Origin of the sequence: Sphaerisporangium sp. NPDC005288 (assembly GCF_040607475.1) — a bacterium.
Lineage (GTDB): Bacteria > Actinomycetota > Actinomycetes > Streptosporangiales > Streptosporangiaceae > Sphaerisporangium > Sphaerisporangium rhizosphaerae.
On record NZ_JBEXGT010000002.1, the window covers coordinates 55,997 to 78,482 of the forward strand.

Consider the following 22,486-nt stretch of genomic DNA (forward strand, 5'->3'; position numbering starts at 1 on the left):
GGTGTTATGGCGATCGGGTTGAGCGAGGAGCACGAGGCGCTCCGCGAGTCCGTCAGCGGCTGGGCGGAGCGCAACGTCCCCGCGGACGTCGTGCGCGCGGCCGTCGGCGCGCAGGACGAGCAGCGGCCCGCGTTCTGGAGCGGCCTGGCCGACCAGGGCCTGCTGGGCCTGCACCTGCCCGAGGAGTACGGCGGCAGCGGCTTCGGCCTGCTGGAGACCGCCGTGGCCGTCGAGGCGCTCGGAGAACGCGTCGCGCCCGGCCCGTACGTTCCGACCGTCCTCGCCTCCGCCGCCATCCTGGCCTCCGACGGCAAGGCCCGCGCCGAACTGCTCCCCGGCCTGGCCGACGGCACGCTGACCGGCGCCGTCGCCCTCGGCGGCACGCTGACCGGCACCCGCGGCGACGACGGCGTGCTCACCGTCGGCGGCGCCGCCGAGTCCGTGCTCGGCGCCGCGCTCGCCGACGTGCTCGTCCTGCCGGTGAGCACCGGCCAGGGCGAGGAGTGGGTCGCCCTGTCCGCCTCCGACGTCACCATCACCCCCGTCAGGAGCCTCGACCTCACCCGCGCGGTGGCCAAGGTCGAGGTCGACGCGGTCGCCGTGCCGGCCGAGCGCGTCCTCGACGGGCTCGACCGGGCGCGCGTCCGCGACCTGGCCGCGATCCTGCTCGGCGCGGAGGCGGCGGGCGTCGCCGCCTGGTGCGTGCGCGCCGCCGCCGACTACGCCAAGGTGCGCGTGCAGTTCGGCCGGCCGATCGGCCAGTTCCAGGGCGTCAAGCACAAGGCGTCCCGCATGCTCGTCGCCCTCGAGCAGGCCCGCGCCACCGTCTGGGACGCCACCCGCGCGAGCGGTGACGAGCTGCGATACGCCGCCGCGATCGCCGGTGTCATGGCCCCCGACGCCGCCGTGCAGTGCGCCAAGGACGCCATCCAGATCTTCGGCGGCATCGGCTACACCTTCGAGCACGACGCCCACCTGTACTACCGCCGCGCGCTGACGCTCCGCGCCCTGCTCGGCGCCTCCGCCGAGTGGGCCGACGCGGTCGCCGCCCACGCCCTGTCCGGCGTCACCCGGGACATGGAGATCGAGCTGCCCGAGGACACCGAGGCGCTGCGCTCCGCCATCCGCGAGGAGATCGCCGAGATCGCCCGCGTCGAGGACGGCAAGGAGCAGAAGCGCGCCCTGGCGGCCAAGGGCTTCGTCATGCCCCACCTGCCCAAGCCATGGGGCCGGGGCGCCTCGGCGCTGGAGCAGGTGCTCATCTACCAGGAGCTCAAGACCGCGCGTGTCCGGCTGCCGCAGATGATCATCGGTGCCTGGGTGGTGCCGTCCATCGTCGCCTACGGCACCCCCGAGCAGCAGGAGCGGTTCCTGCCGCCGACCCTGGCCGGCGAGCTGATCTGGTGCCAGCTGTTCTCCGAGCCCGGCGCCGGCTCGGACCTGGCGTCGCTGCAGATGAAGGCCGAGAAGGTCGAGGGCGGCTGGAAGCTCAACGGCCAGAAGATCTGGACCTCCGTCGCGCACGTCGCCGAGTGGGGCATCTGCATCGCCCGCACCGACACCACCAAGCCCAAGCACGACGGCATCACCTACTTCATCGTCGACATGAAGGCCCCCGGGGTCACCGTTCGCCCGCTCACCGAGATGACGGGGGAGAACCTGTTCAACGAGGTGTTCCTGGACGACGTCTTCATCCCGGACGAGCTGGTCGTCGGCGAGATCAACGAGGGATGGCGGGTCGCGCGCAACACCCTGTCCAACGAGCGGGTGTCCCTGTCGTCCGGATCCGGCGGCACCGGGTCCTCGGTCCCCGACCTGCTCGGCCTGGTCTCCCGCCTCGGCCGTGAGCTCACCGCGGCCGAACGGCAGGAACTGGCGCACGTCGTCTGCGAGGGGCACTCCATCAACGCGCTCAGCCTGCGCGTCACGCTCAAGCAGCTCGCCGGGTCCGAGCCGGGCGCCGACGCCTCGGTGCGCAAGCTGCTGTCCACCTCGCACGCCCAGCACGTGTCCGAATGCGCGGTCGACCTGCTCGGCGCGTCGGCCACCGTCGCCGCCGACATGAAGCTCGGCGACGCCGGCTACTGGAACCGGGCGGTCCTCGCCACCCGCGCGATGACCATCTACGGCGGCACCACCGAAGTCCAGCTCAACATCATCGCCGAACGCATGCTCGCCCTCCCCCGAGACCCCGAACCCGGCAAGTAACCCAGACAACGTGGGCTCGGTCGTCCTGGGAAATGGTGCCTTCGGCACTGTCTTCCCGGGGCGACCCTCGCCGCTCCCCCCGGCGCCGCCACGCAGGGCCCTCCTGCGCGCCGGTGCCGTACCTGCCCCCGGCTTTGATCGCGCTGCACCGTCTGTCCGGTTGGGTTGTGCCGGGCGTTCCTTCGGGTTCGGTCGGGGCCGGCCTTCGCTCGGGCTCGGTTGCGCTGAGCCTTCCCCGGCTCAAACGAGTTGTGTCTTATCGGCGCCGGAGCGGTGGGAAGGTGGTCGGCGAAATCGGCGCCCTCTTACGGCGGGTGGCCGAACGCCGTATCGCCGGTGCTCGCCGAGGGTGTAGTGGCTGGTTGGGGTAGTTTTGCGTGGTCTGCTGGGTGCCGCTGAGCGGGAGTAGTGCGAGGCCATGCGAGATCACTGGTTCGTGCGGGCGGCGCCCGTGCCGGCCGCGCTGATCCTGGGCGTCGTCGCTCTCTGGCCTGCCCTCCGGTCCGGGTTCGTGTTGCGCTACGACATGGTGTTCGTTCCGGATCCTCCGGTGACGTGGCCGGGGGGCGGCTTCCCGCGAGCGGTGCCGAGTGACCTCGTCGTCGCGCTCCTGGCGCAGGTCGTGCCCGCTGCGGTCCTTCAAAAGCTGATCTTGCTTGGCATCTTCGTCCTGGCGGGTACCGGGGCCGCCGCCGTGGTCGCGCTGGTGCGCCCAAGTTCTGAGGACGGAGTCGCTCGCGTGAGCGGGCGGGCGGGCGCCGATCCCGGACTGCTCGTGGCCAGGACGGCGGCGGCGGTGTTCTACGTGTGGAACGCCTACTTCGCGCAACGGCTGTTGCTCGGCCAGTGGGCCTTGCTGCTCGGGTACGCCGGGCTGCCCTGGGCGCTCCTGGCGGCTGTGCGTGGCGGATGGCGGCGGCTCGTGCCGGCCCTGCTCCCGGCGGCGGTGGGCGGCTTCCAGGCCATGCTCGTCACCGCTCTGCTGGTGGTGCCCGTAGCGGCCACCCGTCCCGGCAGGCGGTGGCAGGACGGCTCGGAGGCCGTGGAGGGAGCGCGGTGGCCGGGCCGGCGGGTCCGTGAGACGTTGCGGGTGCTCGTCGTGGTGGCCGTGCTCAGCTTGCCGTGGGCCGTTCCCGCGCTGCTCAGCGAGGCGGTGACCGACCCCGCCGGGGTGGACGCGTTCGCGGCCCGTGCCGATGGGCCGTTCGGCACGCTCGGCAGCCTGTTGAGCCTCGGCGGGATATGGAACGCCGACGCCGGTGTCCCGGGGCAGTCCGCGTGGTGGCTCGCTTCCGTGCGCCTGGTCGTGGCGGTGCTCGCCGTGGTCGCCTTCGTCCGGCTTCGCGAGGCGCCGTACCGCATCGGCCTGCTGATCGCGGCCTGCGCCGGGCTCGCCGTGGCGCTGACAGGCGCCTACCTGCCGGGTGTGCTCAAGACGTTGATCACGTGGTGGCCTGGCTTCGGTCCCCTGCGCGATGGCCAGCTCTACATCGCCCCCCTGGCGCTGCTCCAGGCGGTCGGGTTCGCGATCCTGACCCGCCGTATCGCGGCGCCGGCATCGCCGACCTACTTCGCGCCGTCGCGGCGCCGATCTTCCGACAGCGCAGAGGCGGGGAAGCCCGCACGCGCGGGGGTGGCTCAGCCAGTGGATCCGGGACCGGAGGCGGCGGCGCATGCCGACGGGTCTGCGCGTCCGGGGATGGAGGCGGTCGCATACGCGGGCGGGTCTGTGGGTCCGGGGATGGAGGGGGTCGTGCACGTAGGTGGGCCTATGCGTCCGGGGATGGAGGCGGCCGCGTACGCGGGCGGGTCTGTGGGTCCGGGGGTGGAGGGGGCCGCGTACGGGGGACGGTGGAAGGGCGGGTGGGTTGTGGGGGTGGTGGCCCTTCTGGTGCCGATGTTGGGGTTGCCGGGGTTGGCGTCGGGAGCGCTGGGGCGGCTGGAAGCGGTGGAGTATCCGCAGGATTGGGGGCGGGTGCGGGCGATCGTGAACGGGGACCCGCATCCGGGGGCGTTGCTGTCGTTGCCGTGGGGGGCGCACCGGGCGTTCGCGTGGAACGGGGGCCGGGTCATCCTCGATCCGGCGACCAAGAGCTTCGCGCGCCGGGTGGTGTGGGATGACGCGCTCCTGGTGGGGCTCGGGCACGGGCGGGTACTGCGCGTCGCCGGGGAAGATCCACTTGCCCGGCGCGTTGGCGCGTTGCTGCGCGCGGAGACCGGCCCGCCGGCGGTCGGGCAGGGGACGACAGGAGCCGGTCCACGGATGGATGGGCAGGGGGTGGGGCCGTTGACGGAGTCGTTGAGGGCTGTGGGGATACGGTACGTGCTCGTTGTGGGACCGAGTGAGAACACGTTTCGATCCCGGGTGCCTGGAGCCGTCTCCGTCTATGTGGGACCCGAGATGGAGCTGTTGCGGTTGTGACGTCACCCGGTGCGGCCAGCGGTGGTAATGGTGCGTTTTGTGACGTCCGCGGCGGCCTTGACGACAGGCATACTGGACGGTAAGTCTTATTATTACGTTTTGACCAATGACCTGGCCGGTAACCTGTATCACGTTCTACTCTCGGTGAGGTCCCCACGCGTCCGCACTTTGGAGGGAGAAAGCCCAATGGTGCGAGTACTCGCTGCTCTCGTCGTTGGGGTGGTTCTGGCGATCGGCGCCTCTGTCGGCGTCGTCAACGTTGTCGCCCCCAGCCCTCAGCCCCCCAACAAGCCGCTGTACAACTACGGCAACAGGTGATCCGTTATGGGCGGGGCCCGCGCCGCGATCGGTGAGCCCGGCCCGTTACCGCTCCACCAGGCACGGAGGGTCGGCTTCGCCGTGCCCAGGGACGTCGCCCGTAGACCAAGCCCGTAGACAAAGCCCGTAGACAAAGCCGGTAAGGCAAGCCCGCAGTCGGTGCCCGCAGACCCTGCTGGATCTCCCGCGGACACCTGCTGGTGGCTCTGCCCGCAGACCTACCGGGCGGCTCTGCCCGCGATGGCCCTCCGAGCGTCCGAACGCGGCGTGGGACCCGCGACGGTGCGGGGTCCGGGACCGGCGGGACGCGTGGCCGATGACGCCGGACGAGACACATGAACCTCGACGGCACATGAACGACAACCGGAAGCGAGCGCACAGCCAGGGGGGCTCGACCCACACACGAAGGAGTGTCCGTGGTCGCACAGCAGGTGGGCCGGGCCCCGCGCGACCCTGAACGTCGCCCTCGCGGCGCGGCCGAGACCGCGGCCGAGACCGGGACCGGGAGCAGGGCCGGCAGCAGGGCCAGAGCCGGCGCGCATGGTGGCACCGAGCCGTCCCCGAGCGCGGCCGGGCTCCTTCCCGCCCCCAAGCCATTGGCGGGTGTGCGGGTCGCGGTGTGCAACTTCCGGGAGCCCGCGCAGTCGGTGGCCGGTGGGGCCGAGGAGTACGCCTGGCAGGTCGGCCGGCATCTGCTCTCCCAGGGCGCCTCGGTGCACTTCCTGAGCAGCCGCGAGCCGGGGCAGGCGGGCGACGAGCGGCGCGAGGGCATCGAACTGCGACGCATGGGCAACCGCTACCTGGTCTACCTGCTGGTCCCGCTGTGGATGCTGCTGCGCCGCCGCCGCTTCGACGTGGTCATCGACTGCATGAACGGCATCCCGTTCTTCGCGCCCCTGGTGGTGTCGCGGCGCACCACGGTCGTGTGCCTGGTGCACCATGTCCACGACCGCCAGTTCTACGCCTTCTTCCCGCGCTGGCTGGCCCGCGTCGGCTGCTTCGTCGAAGGCCCGGTCGCCCGGCTGCTGTACCGGCGCCGCACCACCGTCACGGTGTCGGAGTCGTCGCGGGCCGAGCTGCGCGACCGGCTGGGCTGGCTCGCGCCCATCGAGGTCATCCCGAACGGCAGTCCGGCCGTGCGTCCGGTGGCGACGACGGTCGGCGGCGAGCAGGTCGACGGCGACCCGGTGGTGGCCTATCTCGGACGCCTGGTCGGCCACAAGCGGGTGGAGCGCGTGGTGGAGCTGGTGACCGAGCTGGGGGAGACCTGGCCCGGCCTGCGCGTCCATGTCGTCGGCCGGGGCCCGGAGTACGAGCCGCTGGCGCGCCGCGCCGGCGCGCTGGGCGTGACGGACCGGGTGAGCCTGCACGGCTTCCTGGCCGAGCAGGAGAAGAACGCCGTGCTCGGCGCGGCCCGCCTGAACGTCACGGCGTCGGAGTTCGAGGGGTGGGGCCTGACGGTGATCGAGGCGGCGGCGCTGGGCGTCCCGACCGTCGCCTACGACGTCGCGGGCCTGCGCGACTCGGTGCGGGACGGCGTCACGGGGTGGCTCGTCAGGGACGGCGAGTCGCTGGCGGACGTGGTGGACCGCGCGCTGAAGGAGCTGGCGGACCCGGTGCGCCGGGCGGAGGTCCAGCGGGCGTGCCGGAGCTGGGCGGCGGAGTTCTCGTGGGGGAGGACGGGCGCTAGGATGACCGGACTCATCACCGCTGAACTGGAGCAAAAGGGGCATGTCCGGCCGCTCGCCTTCCGGCTCGCCGCAGGTGAGAGCCATACGCCCTGACAACCCGCGGACCGTTGGTGATGTCGGCAGGGCCGATGCGGCGGAGGTGAGCACGCCGGGGGCGCGGTTGCGGCGCAGGCTCCGGTTGCTGGCCGGATGCCTGCTTCTCGGGGCCATCGCGTTCAACACCTCGCCCGGCGAGGTGATCGCCGAGACCAAGCTGGACATGGCGGTCAACCCGGTCGGGTTCCTGGAGCGGGCGAGCCACCTGTGGGACGACGCGTATTTCGGCCACCTGCAGAACCAGGCCTACGGCTACCTGTTCCCGATGGGGCCGTTCTACGCGCTGTTCCGCTGGCTGGACATGCCCGCGTGGAACATCCAGCGGCTGTGGATCACCCTGGTGCTGTGCGCGGCGTTCCTCGGCGTCGAACGGCTCGCGGGCGCCCTGCGCGTCGGCTCGCCGGACACCCGGCTACTGGCCGGGCTGGCGTACGCGCTCGCGCCGCACGCCCTGGCCCTGGTCGGCGTCAACTCCTCGGAGTTCCAGCCCAGCGCGGTGCTGCCGTGGATCCTGCTCCCGCTGGTGCGCGGCGCGGCCGCGAGCATCGGCCCGCGCCGGGCCGCCGCGATGTCGGCCGTCGCGTTCCTGTTCGCGGGCGGCATCAACGCCGCCGCCGAGCTGGCCGTGCTGGTGGTGCCCCTGCTGTACCTGCTCACGCGGGAGGGCGGCCCGCGCAGGCGGCGGCTGCTGGCCTGGTGGCTGCCCTGCGTGGCCGCCGTGTCGATGTGGTGGCTGGTGCCCCTGGTCGTCCTCGGCCGCTACATCTTCTCCTTCCTGCCGTTCATCGAGACGGCGAACGCGACCACCGGCGTGACGTCCCTGCTCAACACGCTGCGCGGCACCTCGAGCTGGATCTCCTTCCTGCCGGTGGACGGCAGGCCGTGGCTGCCGGCCGCCTACGACCAGGCGACGCGGCCGTGGCTGATCGCGGTCACCGCCGCCGTGGCCGCCGCCGGGCTGGCCGGGCTGGTCCGCCGCTCCACTCCCGAGCGGACGTTCCTGACGCTGTGCGTGCTCGCCGGGCTGGTGATCGTCACCGCCGGGCACGCGGACGCCCTGGCGTTCCCTTGGTCCGAGCAGGTCAGGGACCTGCTCGACGGCCCGCTCGCGCCGTTCCGCAACCTGCACAAGTTCGACGCGCTGCTGCGCCTGCCGCTCGCCCTTGGCCTGGCGGCGCTGCCGGTCTCGCGCCCGCACGGGTCGCGCCCGCGGCCGGCCGCGGGGAGCGGCCGGCCGGCACGGCTCGCCGTCGTGCCGATGGCCGCGGCGGGGCTGGTCGGCCTCGCCGTGGTGCCCGTCGCCACTGCCGGGATCACGCCGGCCGGGTCGTTCGCCGACCTGCCCTCCTACTGGCGTGACGCCGCCGCCTGGCTGAACCGCGCCACCGGCCACGGCATGGTGCTGGCCGTCCCCGGCTCCAAGCGCGGCGAGTACCTGTGGGGCCGTCCGCTGGACGAGCCCATGCAGTCGCTGCTCACCGTCCGCTGGGCCACGCACTCCAACGTCCCCTGGGGCTCGGCCGGGCTGGCGCGCCTGCTCCAGGCCGTCGACGAGCGCTTCTCCGACGGCGAGGGCTCGGCGGGGCTCACGACCACCCTGCGCCGCATCGGCGTCACCTACGTGCTCGTCCGCAACGACCTGGCCCGCGACACCATCGGTTCGGCGTGGCCGGCCCGCGTCCACCAGACCCTGGAGGACTCCACCGGCCTGGTGCGCGTCGCCCAGTTCGGCCCCCTGGTGGGCCAGATCTCCAACACCACGGCCTCCAACTGGTTCGACCAGGCCTACCCGGCGCTGGAGGTGTACGCGGTGCCGGACCCGGCTCCCATCGCGGGCGTGGTCCCCGCGGACGCGACGCTGCGGATGGCCGGCGCCCCCGAGGGCGTGCTCGCCATGGCCGAGCAGGGCGTGCTGAAGGACGACGCGCCGGTGCTGGTCGGCGACGAGCCCGGCGCCGCGTCCGTCCCCGCCCGCAGGACCGTGGTCACCGACAGCCTGCGCCGACGCCGAATGATCTTCGGGGACGTCCGCAGGAGCGCCGGCCCCACCCTGCCGGAGAGCGGGAAGCAGGACGCCACCACCGACCTGCTCGACCCTGCCTGGACCTCGGCGACCTCCTCGGCGCGCTACCTGGGCGTCGACGACGTGCGCGCCTCCTCCTCCGACGCCGACATCACCGCGGCCGCCGGCGAGCGCGACCCCGGGCGCCTGCCGTTCGCGGCCTTCGACGGTGACGCGCGCACCGGGTGGCGCTCGGACGGCTGGAACGGCGCGCTCGGCGAGTGGCTGGAGGCCCGCTTCGTCGAGCCGGTGCCGGTCAAGGACATCACCATCGCCTTCGAGCAGGGGCCGATCGGGCCGCCGGTCGCCGAGGTCGAGCTGTCCACGGCCGCCGGGACGCGGCGGGCCGCCGTCCGGCAGACCACCGACCCCCAGCTGTTCAGCCCGCCTCCGGGGCGCACCACGTGGCTGCGCATCCGGGTCACCAAGCTGGCCTACCAGCCCGCCAACCCCTTCGGCGGCCGGGTCGGCATAACCGAGGTGGCCGTCCCCGGGGTGACGCCGGCCAGGGCGATCGCCGTGCCGGGGCTGCCGGACGGCGGCGATGCGGGCACGGTGCTGCTGACCTCGCAGGGCACCGCCCCGGCCTGCATGCGCGGCTCGTCCGCCTGGACCTGCTCACGCCGGCTGGAGATCCTCGGCGAGGACGGCTACGGCTTCCAGCGGCTGTTCGCCGTCGGCAAGGAGCAGACCCGCAGGGTCGGCGGCACCGCCGTGCTCACCGACCCGGGGTCGGCGGCGCTGCTCACCACGTTGCCGAACGTCTATCCGCACGTCACCGCCTCCTCGACCGTCACCGACCACCCCGCCGTGCTCGGCCGGGCCGCGATGGACGGCGACCCGCGGACCGTCTGGTACGCCCAGCCGTTCGACCGGCATCCCACCCTGTCGATCGACCTCGGCAAGCCCCGGACGTTCTCGCAGATCAAGGTGCTGTTCCCCGACTCCTACCTCGGCAAGCCGCCGGTGCGGGTCACCGTCAGGGCGGGGGAGCGCACCGTCCAGGCGTGGGTCGGCGGCGACGGACGGGTGGCCTTCCCGTCGCTCACCACCCGGCGGCTCTCGGTCGAGTTCACCGCCCCCGCCTCCCGCGCCATCGAGGTCACCGAGCTCACCATCCCCGGCGTCAGGCCGCTCGGCCAGTTCGGCGGGTTCGCGCTGCGGCTGCCGTGCGGCTACGGCCCCACCCTGGAGGTCGACGGCACCACCGTGCCGACCCGCATCGTCGGCGGCACGCTCAACGACGTGCTCAACGGCCGGCCGCTGACCTACGCCGGCTGTTCTCCGGTGCGGCTCATCCCCGGCATGACCTACGTCGCCGCGTCCTCCCGCGACGCCTTCCGCGTCCGGTCGGTGGTCCTGCGGGGCGAGACGGACGCCGACGCCGGGGTCACGCGCGGCGAGACGCACGCCGACGCGGGGACCACGCGCGGCGAGACGCACGCCGGCGCCACGGGGGGCCAGGCCGACGCCGACGCGGGGGCCACGCGGGCGGCGCCCGCGCGCATCGAGGCGTGGGGGCCCGAGGAGCGCCGGCTGGCGGTCTCCGCGGCCCGGCGCTCGTACCTGACCGTCAACGAGAACTACAACATCGGCTGGCACGCCTACCTCGGCGGGACCCGGCTGACCCCGGTGCGCCTGGACGGGTGGCGGCAGGCGTGGATCCTGCCCCCCGGCGCCGGAACCGTCGTGCTGCGGTACGAGCCGGACGCCGCCTACCGCTGGTCGCTGGTGGGCGGCCTCGTCCTGGCCGCGGCCGTCCTCGCGCTGGCCTGGGTGCGCGGCAGGACGCGCCGCCGCCCGCCGCCGGTGGGCCCCGGCCGGGTGACGGCACGCTGGATCTGGGCCGCGGCCCCGCTCACCGGCCTGTGGACCGGCGGCCTGGCCGGCGCGGCGCTGGTGACCGCGCTGATCGCCGTCGGGCTGTGGCTGCCGCGAGTGCTCGCCGCCCAGCACGCCGGAGGCGGCCGGGCCCGGCGCGCCGCCCACGCGGCCCTGTCCGCCTGGCTGCCCGCCGCCGCGCTGGCCCTGGCCGGGCTGAGCGCGGCCGTGGGAACCGTCCTCGGCGTCGAGCCGCTGACCGGCCTGGTGCCGGAGGTGTGCTGCCTGGTGGTGGTCGCGCGGCTGCTGGTCGCCGTGCCGGCCCCCGAACGGCTGCGCGGCCCTGCGGCGCCCGTGCCGCGCCGCCGCGAGCCCCGTCCGGCGGGGGTGGCGGGGTGACGCGCGCCCAGCTCGTCAGGACGACCTGCTACGTCGTGGTGGCCTTCATGGTGACCATGGCGGTGCTGTTCCGCTCCTACGTCTACCCCAACGGCCTGAAGCTGCCCCTGGAGCAGCGCAGGGTGTACCACCTCGGCGCGGAGGCGGCCACCTACCTCGACACCGCGACGTTCCAGTTGCGCGCCGGCGTGCCGGTGACCGACACCGTCTCCCTGTACGGCGACCCGGTGGCCGGCGACGACCACACGGCCGTGTGGGTGGAGTTCTCCTCGCTGGAGACCGCCTACGGGCAGCGCATCGACTACCACGAGCGACGCACCGCGTTCGACCGGCGCACCGGCATGGCCGTGGCCTGCTGCGGCGAGTACATCGACGACGACACCGCGGTCCGCCAGACGGGGCTGGCCTTCCGGCTGCCGTACGGGGCCGAGCCGCGCGGCTACCCGATCTTCGACCCCGTCCTCAAGCGCGAGGTCGCGCTGCGGTACGAGGGCGAGGACACCGTCGAGGGCCTGCCGGTGCGCCGCTACGGCTACACCGTCGGTCCGGCCAAGGTGGAGGACCTGCCCGACCAGGTTCCGGGCAAGGTGCTCGGGCTGCCAGCGTCGCGGCCGCTCAACGTGGCCAGGTACGTGCGGATCACCAGGACGCTGTGGGTCGAGCCGGAGAGCGGCCTGCCGGTCCGCGTGCGCGAGCAGCGCACCGACACGCTCCGCACGCCCGACCAGGTGGACCGCGTGGTGAGCTTCCAGGCCGACCTGGTCACCGACGCGGGCGACGTGCAGGCCCAGGCGGCCGAGGCGGCCGGGTTCCGCCGCTGGGCCGTCGTGATCAGGGACGTCATGCCGGTCGCCTTCCTCGTCCTGGCCCTGGTGCCGATCGTCGTGGCGCTGCGCACCCGCCGCCGCCCGCGCGGCCCGGACCGGGCGCGGGGGCCGGACGACGCCACGCCGCCGGGCGGTGCGACGTCAGCGGGGCGAAAAGACCAGGCGCCGGCGGGCGGTGGGACGTCAGCGGGGCGGGAAGACCAGGCGCCGGCGGGCGGTGGGACGTCAGCGGGGCGGGAGGACGCGGCGCCGCGGGGTGGTGGGACGTCAGAGGCGGCGCAGGACCAGCAGCAGGTTCCAGGTCACGATCTCGCGGACGCCGGGTAGGCGCACCACGCCCGTCGCCCACTCCGGGTGGTAGCGGGGCCGGGCGGCGAGGACCTCGGCGTCGGCGCGCGTCCGCGCCCAGCGCAGGGCGCCGGACACCGAGACCGGGTAGAGGCTCTCGCCGTACAGGTTCTTCGGCCGCCGCCCCTGGCGGCGGGCGTACCGGCGTGCGGCCCGGTGCCCGCCGAGGTAGTGCCAGGGCGAGGTCTCGTGCCCGCCCCACGGGGACAGCCAGTTGGTGAACGACAGGTACACCACCCCGCCCGGCCGGGTCACCCGCACCATCTCCTCCGCCATGCGCCAGGGGTCGGGTACGTGCTCCAGCACGTTGGAGGAGAAGCACACGTCCACCGAGCCGTCGCGCAACGGGATGTCCAGGGCGCTGCCGAGGATCGCCCCCTCGGGGACGGCCCCGTCGCGGGCCATCATCTCCCCGGCGTCGCAGTCCACGCACAGCGTCCGCGCGCCGTAAGCCCGCAGGACCTCGGTGAAGTACCCCGGGCCGCCGCCCACGTCGGCCACCAGCGCGCCGGACAGGTCGGCGTAGGTGGCGAGCTGGGCGGCGGTGTCCCGGGCGAGCATCCCGTAGAAGAAGTCGGGGTCGGTCTGCTCCTTGCGGAAGGCCGACAGCAGCCGGACCGACCGGCCCAGTGTGGCGCGGAAGGGCGCGTTCGGGGTCTCCACGTCTGCTTTCCCCTCACCGGAGTGGTCGAGTGCCCGGGAGCATAACACCGCATTGCGCCTGATTTGTGAGGCTCATAGGGTGTCCGTTACTCAGGAGTAGCCACAGGGACGTGATCGGAGGGACCGTTGCCGCGGACCGTCTCGGTCGAGCAGCCGGATCAGCCGACCCTGCGCATCGCCTACCCGCGCTGGATGGCCCGGCTCGCCGACCCGGTGCTGGTGCTCGGCTCGCTGCTCGTCGCCGTCTCGCTCGCCCTGCGCGTGCCCGTCCTGCGAAGCGCGTACTTCATCGAGGACGACCTGCTGTTCGTCGGCGACGCCTACGAGCACGAGCTGACCTTCGACTTCCTGTTCCGCATCCACAAGGGCCACCTGATGCCCGGCGCGCTCGCGCTCACGTGGGCGGAGTCGCGGATCGCCGCCTACGACTGGACGCTGGTCGCCTCGGTGACGTTCGCTCTGCACGCGCTGGTCGCGGTGCTGCTGTTCCGGCTGCTGTGGAAGATGTTCGGCCCCCGTGCGGGCATCCTGCTGCCGCTCGCGGTCTACCTGTTCAGCCCGCTGACCATCCCCGCCTTCAGCTGGTGGTCGGCGGCCATCAACGCGGTGCCCCTCCAGCTCGCCCTGGTGCTGGCCCTGTCGGCCCAGCTCCGCCACGCGCGCGGCGAGGGCTCCCGGCACGGCTGGACGGCCCTGGCGTGGGTCGTGTTCGGCATGGCCTTCAGCACCAAGGGCGTCTTCGTGCCGCTGCTGCTGTTCGCGTTCACCACCGCCTTCCTGCGCGCCGCCCGCCCCTTCGGCGGTGTGCCCGACGGTGTGCCCGACGGTGTGCCCGACAGCGCGGACGGCGCCGGCGTCGCGCGCCGGGCCGGGGCCCGCCGGCACGAGCAGCACGTCCCGCGAGGTCAGGACGGCTGGCTCGGCTCCATGGGACGCGAGCTGCGCGAGCACTGGCAAGTGTGGATAGCGCACGTGCTACTGATGGGCGGCTACACGGCCCTGTACCTGTCCCGCCAGTACACCGCGCCCGGCGAGGGCGCGGCCCTGCCCAAGACCGACGTGGCCGCCGACCTGGCCGGCACCCTGCTCGGCCGGACGCTGCCCTCGGGGCTGATCGGCGGACCGCTGTCGTGGGGGCCGGTGCCCTCCACCGGCGGCATGGCCGACCCCTCGACGTTCCTCGTGGCGGTGTCCTGGACCGTGATCGCCGCCCTGGTGCTGGCCACGCTGTTCCACCGGCGTCACGCGGCACGCGCGTGGGTGATCGTCGCGGCGTACGCGGTGGTCGTCGACGCGGTCCCGACCGTGATCGCCCGGGGCACCGCGCTCGGCCTGGTCGGCGCGGAGACCCGCTACGTCGCCGACGCGGTCGTGGTCTTCGCGGTGTGCCTCGGCGCGGCGCTGCTCCCGCTGCGCGGCGAGCCCGACCCCTACCGGCGGACCATGCCGCAGGGCAGCGCCGTCCCGGTCGTCGCCGGGCTGACCGCCGGGGCCTTCCTGGTCATGTCCGTGGTGTCGGTGGAGAACTACCGGCAGACGCTGTCGGGCGACCGCGTCCGCGCCTACCTCGGCAACGCGCGGGCCGCGCTCGCCAAGGCCCCGGCCGACACGGTGATCTTCTCCCGGCCGGTGCCGGAGTCCATCGTGCTGTCCTGGAACGGCAACCGCCGGCTCACCCACCACCTGCTCGGCCCGCTCGCCTCGCCGGCGGTGCGCGCGAAGATGCGCGTGCCCGAACCGACCGAGCGGGCGATGGTGTTCGACGACGCCGGCAGGCTGGTGCCGTTGAGCATCGCCCCCGCGTTCGCGCAGCTCCCGCCGGCAGGGAAGAAGTGCCTGCCCACCTTGGACGGGGCGGTCTACTGGCCTGAGCCGGTCGCCTTCGCCGGCCCCGACCAGGTGGCGGGGCTGGCGTACTCGGCCAAGCGGGCCACGTCGCTGTCCGTCGAGGTCAGCGGGCGTAGCGAGCAGCTCAACCTGCGGGCCACCCAGGCGGGGCTGCTGCACTTCCCCGTCCGCACGCCGGGCAAGGGCCTGCTGCTGCGCGTGGACGACCCTTCGGCGGGAGTCTGCCTCAAGGGGTTCGCCTTCGGAACCCCGGTACCGGTGAACGCGCCTCCGTCCCCGGCCGCCACTCCAGCTCCGTCCCAGGCTCCGGTGAACCCGCCGCCCGCGCTCACCCCCACGGCGCCGGCGGCCACGCGGGCTCCCGCACCGTCGCGGACGCCGTCACCGAAGCCGTCCGCGACGCCCAAACCGTCGCGGTCGTCCAAACCGTCCAAACCGTCCAAACCGTCCGCGGCGCCCAAACCATCTTCGACGTCCAAGGCATCTAAGCCGTCTCCGACGTCCAAGCCGTCCGGGACCTCGTCACCGAAGGCGTCCAGGTCTTCTAAGACGTGAGGGACGCCGTCTCCGGGTTCGCCGAGGCCGGTGAATTCTCCGGAGACGAAGGCCGTGAGCCCGTCCGCGACGGCGTCGCCGAAGGGCGCAGGAAGCGGATGAGGCCGCGCGCCGGTTCCTCGACGTACCGGTAGGTCAGGGTCGCGAGCCCGATCGTCAGCGCGCCGACCACGACCAGGTTGACCAGGAAGTTCCCCGAGAACGGCCGCTGCTCGGTGAGGTCGTACCACAGGTACAGCGCGACGAACTGCCACAGGAACACCCCGTAGGAGATGCGCCCGAAGAAGCGCATGACCGGATTGCCCAGCAGCCGTCCGACCGGCGCGTCCCCATGGGCGAGCAGCGCGCACGGCGCGACCAGGCAGGCGGCGATCACGCTGTACAGCGCCAGCTCGAACGCGCCGCTCCACACCCCGTCGACGCCGGAGAAGCGCGGGCCCGTCACGGGCGAGGCGGCGACCGCGTAGGCCACGGCGGCGACCAGCCACAGGGTGCCCGGCGAGGCGTTGACGGCCCGGACGAAGCGGGCGGCCGGGCCGTCCTGCTCGCGCCGCGCCCACACCGATACCACGGCCAGGGCCATGCCGGGGGCGAAGAAGGTCGAGGCGCGCGGGAGCCAGGTGTTCATGTAGGGCCGGTACTCGGGGTAGTAGCTCAGCACCGTCCACAGGTAGGAGATCGCCGACAGCGCGGCCAGGCCGATGAGCAGCCGCCGTGCCCGGCTCGCGACGTCGGTCCCGCCCCGGCGCGCGAACCACGCGAGCAGCGCGGCCAGCAGCGGCAGCACCAGGTAGAACGCCGCCTCCACGCACAGGCTCCACATCTGCGCGAGCCCCTTCGGGCCGAGGCCGAACCACCAGGGGTGCACCTCGTAGTTCTGGGCCAGGAACACCAGTTGCAGCCACGTCTTGACGTCGCCGAGGTGGTCGCGCGACCACAGCAGCATGGCCGCCGCCACGACGAGCCAGTACGCGGGCAGGATGCGCAGCGCCCGCTTGACCAGGTACGTCCCGGTGGAGGGCCGCGCGGTCCCTTCGAGCACGGCCCTGACGTACGGCCGGTACAGCAGCAGTCCGGACAGGGCGAAGAAGATCGGCACGGCGACGTCGCCCCGGGACAGCAGGGCGCCGAAGAAGTCGTTCTGCAGCGCCGTGGCCGACTCGATGGCGACGTGAAAGGTCAGCACCGCGAACGCGGCGACGGCCCGCATCCCGTCCAACGCATCCAGATGCCCCGCCGTGGACGGCCCCTCACCGCCCGCCGTGCCCCGGGACCCGGCGGACGGGGGAGGGGCGGCGGCCGTAGCGGCCCTCGAGGGATCCGTGGGCCGGGTGGCAAGGCCGGTCGGCGAGACGGCGGCCGTCGGAGAACCGGACGGCTGATGCGCGGGTGGTGCTTCCGGCAGAGGAATCCGGGTCGAGTCCGAGGTCGCGGCTTCGGCGGGACCAGCGGTGGCCGGGTCTTCGCCGTCGCGCGATCTGGAACCTGTTTCTGTCACTTTTCCGCATCCCTCGTGACGTGGGGTCACTCGCCGAACTAACATATCCCGAAATAGAACTATGTTTCAGAACATACCGCCCGCGAATCCCCGCCCAGCTCAGGACGGCCGCGGACGTGCACCCACCCAGCCGCCGGGTCATCACCCCCCCGCTCAGCGGCGTTTCCAGGAGGAGTCATGGCGTGACCACCGGACACGCCGGGGTGCGCTCCTCGGAACCCGCCGCCGAGCCCCTGGGCGCCGGCGCGCGACTCAAGGGGTTCGCCCGCGCCTGCCGTCCCCGCCAGTGGCTGAAGAACGTCCTGGTCTTCGCCGCCCCGGCCGCCGCCGGCGTGCTGACCACCCCGGCCGGCCTGCGCGACACCCTCATCGCGTTCGTGGCCTTCTGCCTCGCGGCGAGCGGCACGTACCTGCTGAACGACGCGGCCGACGCCGAGGCCGACCGGCGCCACCCGCGCAAGCGGCTGCGCCCCATCGCCGCCGGCATCGTGCCGGTGGGTCTGGCGCGCGTCGCGGGCGTCCTGTTCATCGCCGTCGCCCCCGCCCTGGCCATCCTGGCCGGGGGTTGGCGGCTGCCCGCCGCCGTGGCGGGGTACGTCGTGCTCACGCTCGCCTACACCTACTGGCTCAAGCACGAGGCGGTCGTCGACCTGGTCGCCGTCGCGGGATGTTTCCTGATCAGGGCCTTCGCCGGCGCCCTCGCCGTTGACGTGCCCGTGACGAGCTGGTTCCTGGTCGTCGTCTCGCTCGGGTCGCTCCAGGTGGTGGTGGGCAAGCGCGAGGCCGAGATGCGCAACCAGGGAACGGCCGGCACGCGCGCCACCCTGGTGACCTACACCCCGAGCTACCTCGCCCACGTCCGGTCGATGGCCTCCGGCGCGATGATCGTCACCTACTGCCTGTGGGCGCTGCAGATCCACGCCGACACCCTGTACGGGGTGAGCATCGTCCCCTTCGTGCTGATCATCCTGCGGCACAACCTGCTCGTGGACCGCGGCGTCGGCGAGGAACCCGAGGAACTGGCCCTGCACGACCGCCCACTCCAGCTCTACACTGCTCTACTGATCATCCTGCTCGTCGTCGGGATTTACGTGAAATGACCGTCATGCCCCGATCGCGGCGCGGTGTGCTGCCTCGCCTTGGCGCATACGCGCAGCGGCGACCGGCCGAAAGCACGAGACGGTGGCCCGCCTGATGCGGTGTCCACTTACCTTGACCGGCCCGAGGAATCCTCCGCCCCAGTGGACGCGTTCTCCGGCGCCGAAGCGGCCGGTCATGTGTACGGTGAAACCGGCGCCACCCTTACGGCGGCCGACCCGGCGAACGTTCGTGCTCACCGCATCAGAGAACTCCGTTACATGACCTTCCTCACTGGTTGGGGACGCACCGCGCCCACCCCCGCGACGCTCGTCCGACCGCGTACAGTCGAGGACCTCGCCGCCCTGGTGGCCGAGGCGCCGACGCGTGGGGTGATCGCGCGCGGGCTCGGCCGGGCCTATGGGGATGCCGCGCAGAACGCGGGCGGCACGGTCGTGGACGTCACCGCGATGCCGGACCGCTGGACGCTCGACCCCGCCACCGGCGTGGTCACCGCCTCGGCCGGGATGAGCCTGGACGCCCTGATGCGCGCCCTGGTGCCTCTCGGCTGGTTCGTCCCGGTCACCCCCGGGACCCGGTACGTCACGGTGGGCGGGGCCGTCGCGGCCGACGTGCACGGCAAGAACCACCACCTGGACTCCTCGCTCGGCGCCCACCTCCGTTCGCTGACCCTGGTCACCGCCGACGGGACCGTCCGGGTGCTCACCCCGGACGACGACCTGTTCTGGGCCACGGTCGGCGGCATGGGCCTGACCGGTCTCGTCGCCGAGGCGAGCTTCGCCTGCGTGCCGATCGAGACCTCCCGCGTCAGCGTCGACGTCGAACGCACCCGCGACCTGGACCACACCCTGGAGGTCATGGCCGCCACCGACGACCGGTACCGGTACACGGTCGCCTGGATCGACCTGCTCGCGCGCGGCCCCCGCATGGGCCGCAGTGTGCTGACCCGAGGAGACCACGCCCGCAGGGACGAGCTCCCCGCCGGGGCCGATCCGCTGGCCTTCGCCCCCGCCTCGCGGCTGGCGGCCCCGCCGTGGGCGCCCAACGGCCTGCTGAACCGGCTGACCGTGCGCGCCTTCAACGAGGCCTGGTACGCCAAGTCCCGCGAGCGCCGCGTCGTCCAGCACCTCGCCCCGTTCTTCCACCCGCTGGACTCCGTGGCCGGTTGGAACCGCGTCTACGGTTCGCGGGGATTCGTCCAGTACCAGTTCGTCGTCCCGTCCGGTGAGGAGGCGACGCTGCGCCGCATCGTGTCGCGCCTGTCCGGCCGGGGAGTGGTGTCCTTCCTGACTGTGCTCAAGCGCTTCGGGGCGGGCACGCCGGGGATGCTGTCCTTCCCGATGCCCGGATGGACGCTCGCGCTCGACATCCCCGCAGGTCAGGACGGCCTGGCAGGCATGCTGCGGGAGTTCGACGGCTGGGTGGCCACGGCGGGCGGGCGCCTGTACCTGGCCAAGGACTCCCGCATGCGCGCCGATCTGCTGCCCGCCATGTATCCACGCCTGGACGAATGGCGCAAGATACGAGACAGCGTCGACCCCACCGGCGTCTTCCGCTCCGACCTGGCGCGAAGGCTCGATCTGTGAAGTCCGACACAATCCGACCTGCGACGTCCAGCACAACTCGACCTGTGAAGTCCGAGAACAAGGAGACCGCCCTGTGAGGAACGCCCTCGGCTCGGTCGACTCGGTGCTGCTGCTCGGTGGCCGCAGTGAGATCGGCCTGGCCATCGTCGACCGCCTCGTGCGCGACGGCGCCCGCCGCGTCGTCCTCGCCGCCCGCCTGCCGGTGGCCGTGCCGGGTGCGGACGGCGGCGCCGAGAACGCGGCCGGCCCGCACGACCCGGCGCAGGAGGCGGCGGCGCGGCTGCGGGAGCTGGGCGCCGAGGTGACCCTCGTCGACTTCGACGCGACGCGGCCGGAGACGCACGGCCAGGTCATCGACGCGGCCGTGAAGTCGGCCGGCGACCTGGACGTGATCGTCGCGGCGTTCGGCGTGCTCGGTGACCAGGCCGCGTACGAGGCCGACCCGGTGTCGGCGGCGGCGTCCGTCGCGGTCAACTTCGGCGGGCATGTGTCCGCCGGGCTGTTCGCGGCCCGGCGCCTGCGCGAGCAGGGCCACGGCACACTCGTCGTGCTGTCGTCGGTGGCGGGGGTGCGGACGCGCCGGGCCAACTTCGTCTACGGCGCGGCCAAGGCGGGCCTGGACGGCTTCGCCCAGGGCCTCGGCGACGCCCTGCACGGCTCCGGCGCCCGTGTCATGGTGGTCCGCCCCGGTTTCGTCATCGGCCGCATGACCAAGGGCATGCCCCCCGCCCCCATGTCCACCATCCCCGCGCAGGTCGCCGAGGACGTCGTCAAGGGCCTGCGCTCCGGCGCCGAAACCGTCTGGAGCCCCCCGAAGCTCCGCCCCGTCTTCACCCTCATGCGTTTTCTCCCCCGCCCCCTCTGGCGGCGCCTCCCCCGATGAACCCTTACAAGGTTCACCAGGAACCGCGACCGTCGGCCCATCCCGGCGATGAGCAGCCCGTTCAGTATTGGTCCGTCCGCCACCACGGGTCCATCGGCCGCCGCCCATGGCGGTACGGGGTTGGGTACCTTATGGGCTGATGTAGTGGTGGAGGAGAGCCGGCTCGCCGGCCGCGTTGGTCCAGGCGGCGCGGCTGCTGCCGACTCTGCGCCAGCCGGACCGTTCGTAGAACGCGATGGCGGCCTGGCCCTCCGAGGAGACCTCCAGCTTGAGCGGGCGTCGCGCCGCGGCGCGGACCGTGTCGAGAAGACGGTCGGCCAGGCCCCGCCCACGTGCCGCGGGGGTCACGAACAGGCGAGTGATCTCCGCGTCGTGGGTCAGACCCACGTGGCCGAGCACGACGCCTGCCTCGATCGCTATCCACGCCGCTGTCAGGTCGACCGGCGTCAGCCAGGCCCAAGGATCGTCCGGCCACTCCACCGGATAGCGGTCGGCGGCCTGGACCTGGGCGAGTGCCTCGACACAGGCGTCCCCATCCTCCGGGGTCCTGGGGCGTATGTTCACGCGGGCCAGCCTAGGGCGGCCACTTCCAGGAACCACCATCCGAACCGGTCAGCGCCGGTGAACACGTGGACCTGGATGCGAATCGCCGTGTCCGACGACCGGATGGTCAAGGCGGCCGTGCCGTCGGCCTCTCCTGAACGCGAGTGTCCGAGCGAGGTGGTGATCGACTCGCTCACCGCGAGGCTCGCCCCTGTAGCGCCGTCTCTCCCGTCGACGTGCCCAGAGACGGGATCACGTTTTGACAGGGGCCCAGCGGGCTGCGGTCAGGGCGCCGAGGGCCAGCACGCTTGATGCGATCGCCAGTGACAGCCGCAGCCCTGGCAGGAAGCCGCCGGAGACCAGTGTGCCGAACAGGGCCACGCCGACCGCGCCGCCGACCTGCCGCACCCCGTTCAGCGCGCCGGAGGCCACCCCGGCGTGGGCCGGTTCGACGCTCTCCAGCAACGCGCTGGTCATCGGCGGCACCGTGATGCCGCCGCCGATTCCGATGGGGAGCATGGCCAGCCAGATCACCCAGTTCGGCGCGGTGTGCCCGGCCCACAGCAACCCGAGCAGGCCCACCGCGAACAACAACTGCCCTGCCACCATCGGTGGTTTCGCCCCCAGCCGTCCGGTGAGCCGCCCGCCGAGGAGGTTCGCCGCCGTCACGGTGGCGGTCATGGGCAGGAACATCAGACCGGTGACCAGCGCCGAGTAGCCCCGCTCGTTCTGCAGGAACAGGCTGAGCAGGAACACGATGCCGTAGTAGGCGAAGTTCATCCCGAAGCCGACCGCGCAGGCCGAGGAGGATGCCGGATGGGCGAACAGCCGCATCGGCAGCATCGGTTCCGCCGTCCGGCGCTCCCACCACACGAACAGTGCTCCGCAGACCACCGCCACCGCCAGCGCGGCCTGCACCGGAAATGAAGACCAACCCAGCGCGCCGCCTTCGATGAGCCCAAAGGTGAGCGCGCACAGCGTCAGTACGGCGGCCAGTTGACCGGGCAGGTCCAACCGGCGACCCGTACCGGGCGAGGGAGCGGCAGCCCGCGTGGTCAGCAGCAGCCCGATCGCGCCGATCACCAGGTTCACCAGGAACAGCGACCGCCAGCCCAGCGCGGCGATGAGCAGGCCGCCCAGCACTGGTCCGGCCGCCACCGCGGCTCCACCGGCCGCCGCCCAGATGGCGATCGCCCTGGTCCGCTCGGCCTGACCGGGGTAGCCGTGCCGGATCATCGCCAGCGAGGCGGGCAGCTGCGCGGCGGCGCCGATGCCCTGGGCGAACCGTGCGGCGATCAGCATGGCCGGGGAGACGGCCAGTCCACAGGCCAGCGAGGCGAGGGCGAACAGTCCCAGTCCGCACGCGAAGACCCGCCGTGCGCCCAGCCGGTCGCCCAGCGACCCACCGGTGAGAAGGAGTGCGGCGAACATCAGCGTGTAGCCGTCCACCACCCACTGCAGTTCGGTCAGCCCGGCGCCCAGTTCCCGGCTTAGGGTGGGCAGCGCGACGTTCACGATGGTGGCGTCCAGGCTGACCATCAGGAACCCTGTCGCGGCGGCGAGCAGGGTCCACGGCCCGGTCGCCCGTTCGGTGGCGATCTCTGTGGTCACCTGACCAGC

At 73.0% G+C, this 22,486-nt stretch carries 14 protein-coding genes; 9 read left to right on the forward strand and 5 right to left on the reverse strand.

The genetic code is table 11. The features are described 5' to 3' along the window. Nucleotides 1-6 precede the first annotated feature (6 nt). From ABZU32_RS02210 to ABZU32_RS02230, 5 genes are all read left to right on the forward strand, one after another. The gene (locus tag ABZU32_RS02210) at nt 7-2,208 is read left to right on the forward strand and encodes an acyl-CoA dehydrogenase (RefSeq protein WP_354915948.1); all 2,202 of its coding nucleotides are present in this window, start codon (nt 7-9) and stop codon (nt 2,206-2,208) included. Between the two features lie 451 nt (nt 2,209-2,659). Then, on the forward strand, nt 2,660-4,630 hold the full coding sequence (locus ABZU32_RS02215) for a hypothetical protein (RefSeq protein ID WP_354915949.1): 1,971 nt from the start codon (nt 2,660-2,662) through the stop codon (nt 4,628-4,630). Nucleotides 4,631-5,364: 734 nt separating this feature from the next. Further along, complete coding sequence (locus ABZU32_RS02220; RefSeq protein WP_354915952.1) at nt 5,365-6,732, forward strand: glycosyltransferase family 4 protein; 1,368 nt, start codon at nt 5,365-5,367, stop codon at nt 6,730-6,732. A gap of 46 nt (nt 6,733-6,778) precedes the next feature. Further along, the gene (locus ABZU32_RS02225) at nt 6,779-11,017 is read left to right on the forward strand and encodes an alpha-(1->3)-arabinofuranosyltransferase family protein (protein WP_354915955.1); all 4,239 of its coding nucleotides are present in this window, start codon (nt 6,779-6,781) and stop codon (nt 11,015-11,017) included. Then, nucleotides 11,014-12,171 (forward strand): porin PorA family protein, encoded by a 1,158-nt coding sequence (locus ABZU32_RS02230; RefSeq protein WP_354915958.1) that lies wholly within the window; start codon nt 11,014-11,016, stop codon nt 12,169-12,171. Before ABZU32_RS02225 ends, ABZU32_RS02230 begins: the two co-directional genes overlap by 4 nt. Here ABZU32_RS02230 and ABZU32_RS02235 read toward each other — a convergent pair. Next, complete coding sequence (locus ABZU32_RS02235) at nt 12,112-12,855, reverse strand: class I SAM-dependent methyltransferase (RefSeq protein ID WP_354915961.1); 744 nt, start codon at nt 12,853-12,855, stop codon at nt 12,112-12,114. The two genes, ABZU32_RS02230 and ABZU32_RS02235, sit on opposite strands and share 60 nt — an antisense overlap. A gap of 126 nt (nt 12,856-12,981) precedes the next feature. Here ABZU32_RS02235 and ABZU32_RS02240 point away from each other — a divergent pair, with 126 nt between their 5' ends. Further along, complete coding sequence (locus ABZU32_RS02240) at nt 12,982-15,258, forward strand: hypothetical protein (protein WP_354915964.1); 2,277 nt, start codon at nt 12,982-12,984, stop codon at nt 15,256-15,258. Here ABZU32_RS02240 and ABZU32_RS02245 read toward each other — a convergent pair. After that, entirely contained in the window at nt 15,248-16,486 is a 1,239-nt protein-coding gene (locus ABZU32_RS02245; protein ID WP_354916620.1) for an acyltransferase, read from the reverse strand. The genes ABZU32_RS02240 and ABZU32_RS02245 overlap by 11 nt on opposite strands. A gap of 452 nt (nt 16,487-16,938) precedes the next feature. Here ABZU32_RS02245 and ABZU32_RS02250 point away from each other — a divergent pair, with 452 nt between their 5' ends. From ABZU32_RS02250 to ABZU32_RS02260, 3 genes are all read left to right on the forward strand, one after another. After that, nucleotides 16,939-17,856 (forward strand): decaprenyl-phosphate phosphoribosyltransferase, encoded by a 918-nt coding sequence (locus ABZU32_RS02250; protein ID WP_354915967.1) that lies wholly within the window; start codon nt 16,939-16,941, stop codon nt 17,854-17,856. Nucleotides 17,857-18,114: 258 nt separating this feature from the next. Further along, complete coding sequence (locus ABZU32_RS02255) at nt 18,115-19,440, forward strand: FAD-binding oxidoreductase (RefSeq protein WP_354915970.1); 1,326 nt, start codon at nt 18,115-18,117, stop codon at nt 19,438-19,440. Between the two features lie 73 nt (nt 19,441-19,513). Next, complete coding sequence (locus tag ABZU32_RS02260) at nt 19,514-20,323, forward strand: SDR family NAD(P)-dependent oxidoreductase (RefSeq protein ID WP_354915973.1); 810 nt, start codon at nt 19,514-19,516, stop codon at nt 20,321-20,323. Between the two features lie 129 nt (nt 20,324-20,452). Here the strand turns inward: ABZU32_RS02260 and ABZU32_RS02265 are convergent, their stop codons facing one another. Genes ABZU32_RS02265 through ABZU32_RS02275 form a run of 3 tightly spaced genes read right to left on the reverse strand, consistent with a single transcriptional unit; the run spans nt 20,453 to nt 22,477 of the window. Next, on the reverse strand, nt 20,453-20,887 hold the full coding sequence (locus ABZU32_RS02265; RefSeq protein ID WP_354915975.1) for a GNAT family N-acetyltransferase: 435 nt from the start codon (nt 20,885-20,887) through the stop codon (nt 20,453-20,455). Continuing rightward, nucleotides 20,884-21,063, reverse strand: coding sequence for a hypothetical protein (locus ABZU32_RS02270; protein WP_354915978.1), 180 nt, complete (start codon nt 21,061-21,063; stop codon nt 20,884-20,886). The genes ABZU32_RS02265 and ABZU32_RS02270 overlap by 4 nt, the downstream gene beginning before the upstream one ends. 55 nt (nt 21,064-21,118) lie before the next feature. Then, the gene (locus tag ABZU32_RS02275; RefSeq protein ID WP_354915981.1) at nt 21,119-22,477 is read right to left on the reverse strand and encodes an MFS transporter; all 1,359 of its coding nucleotides are present in this window, start codon (nt 22,475-22,477) and stop codon (nt 21,119-21,121) included. Nucleotides 22,478-22,486 lie beyond the last annotated feature (9 nt).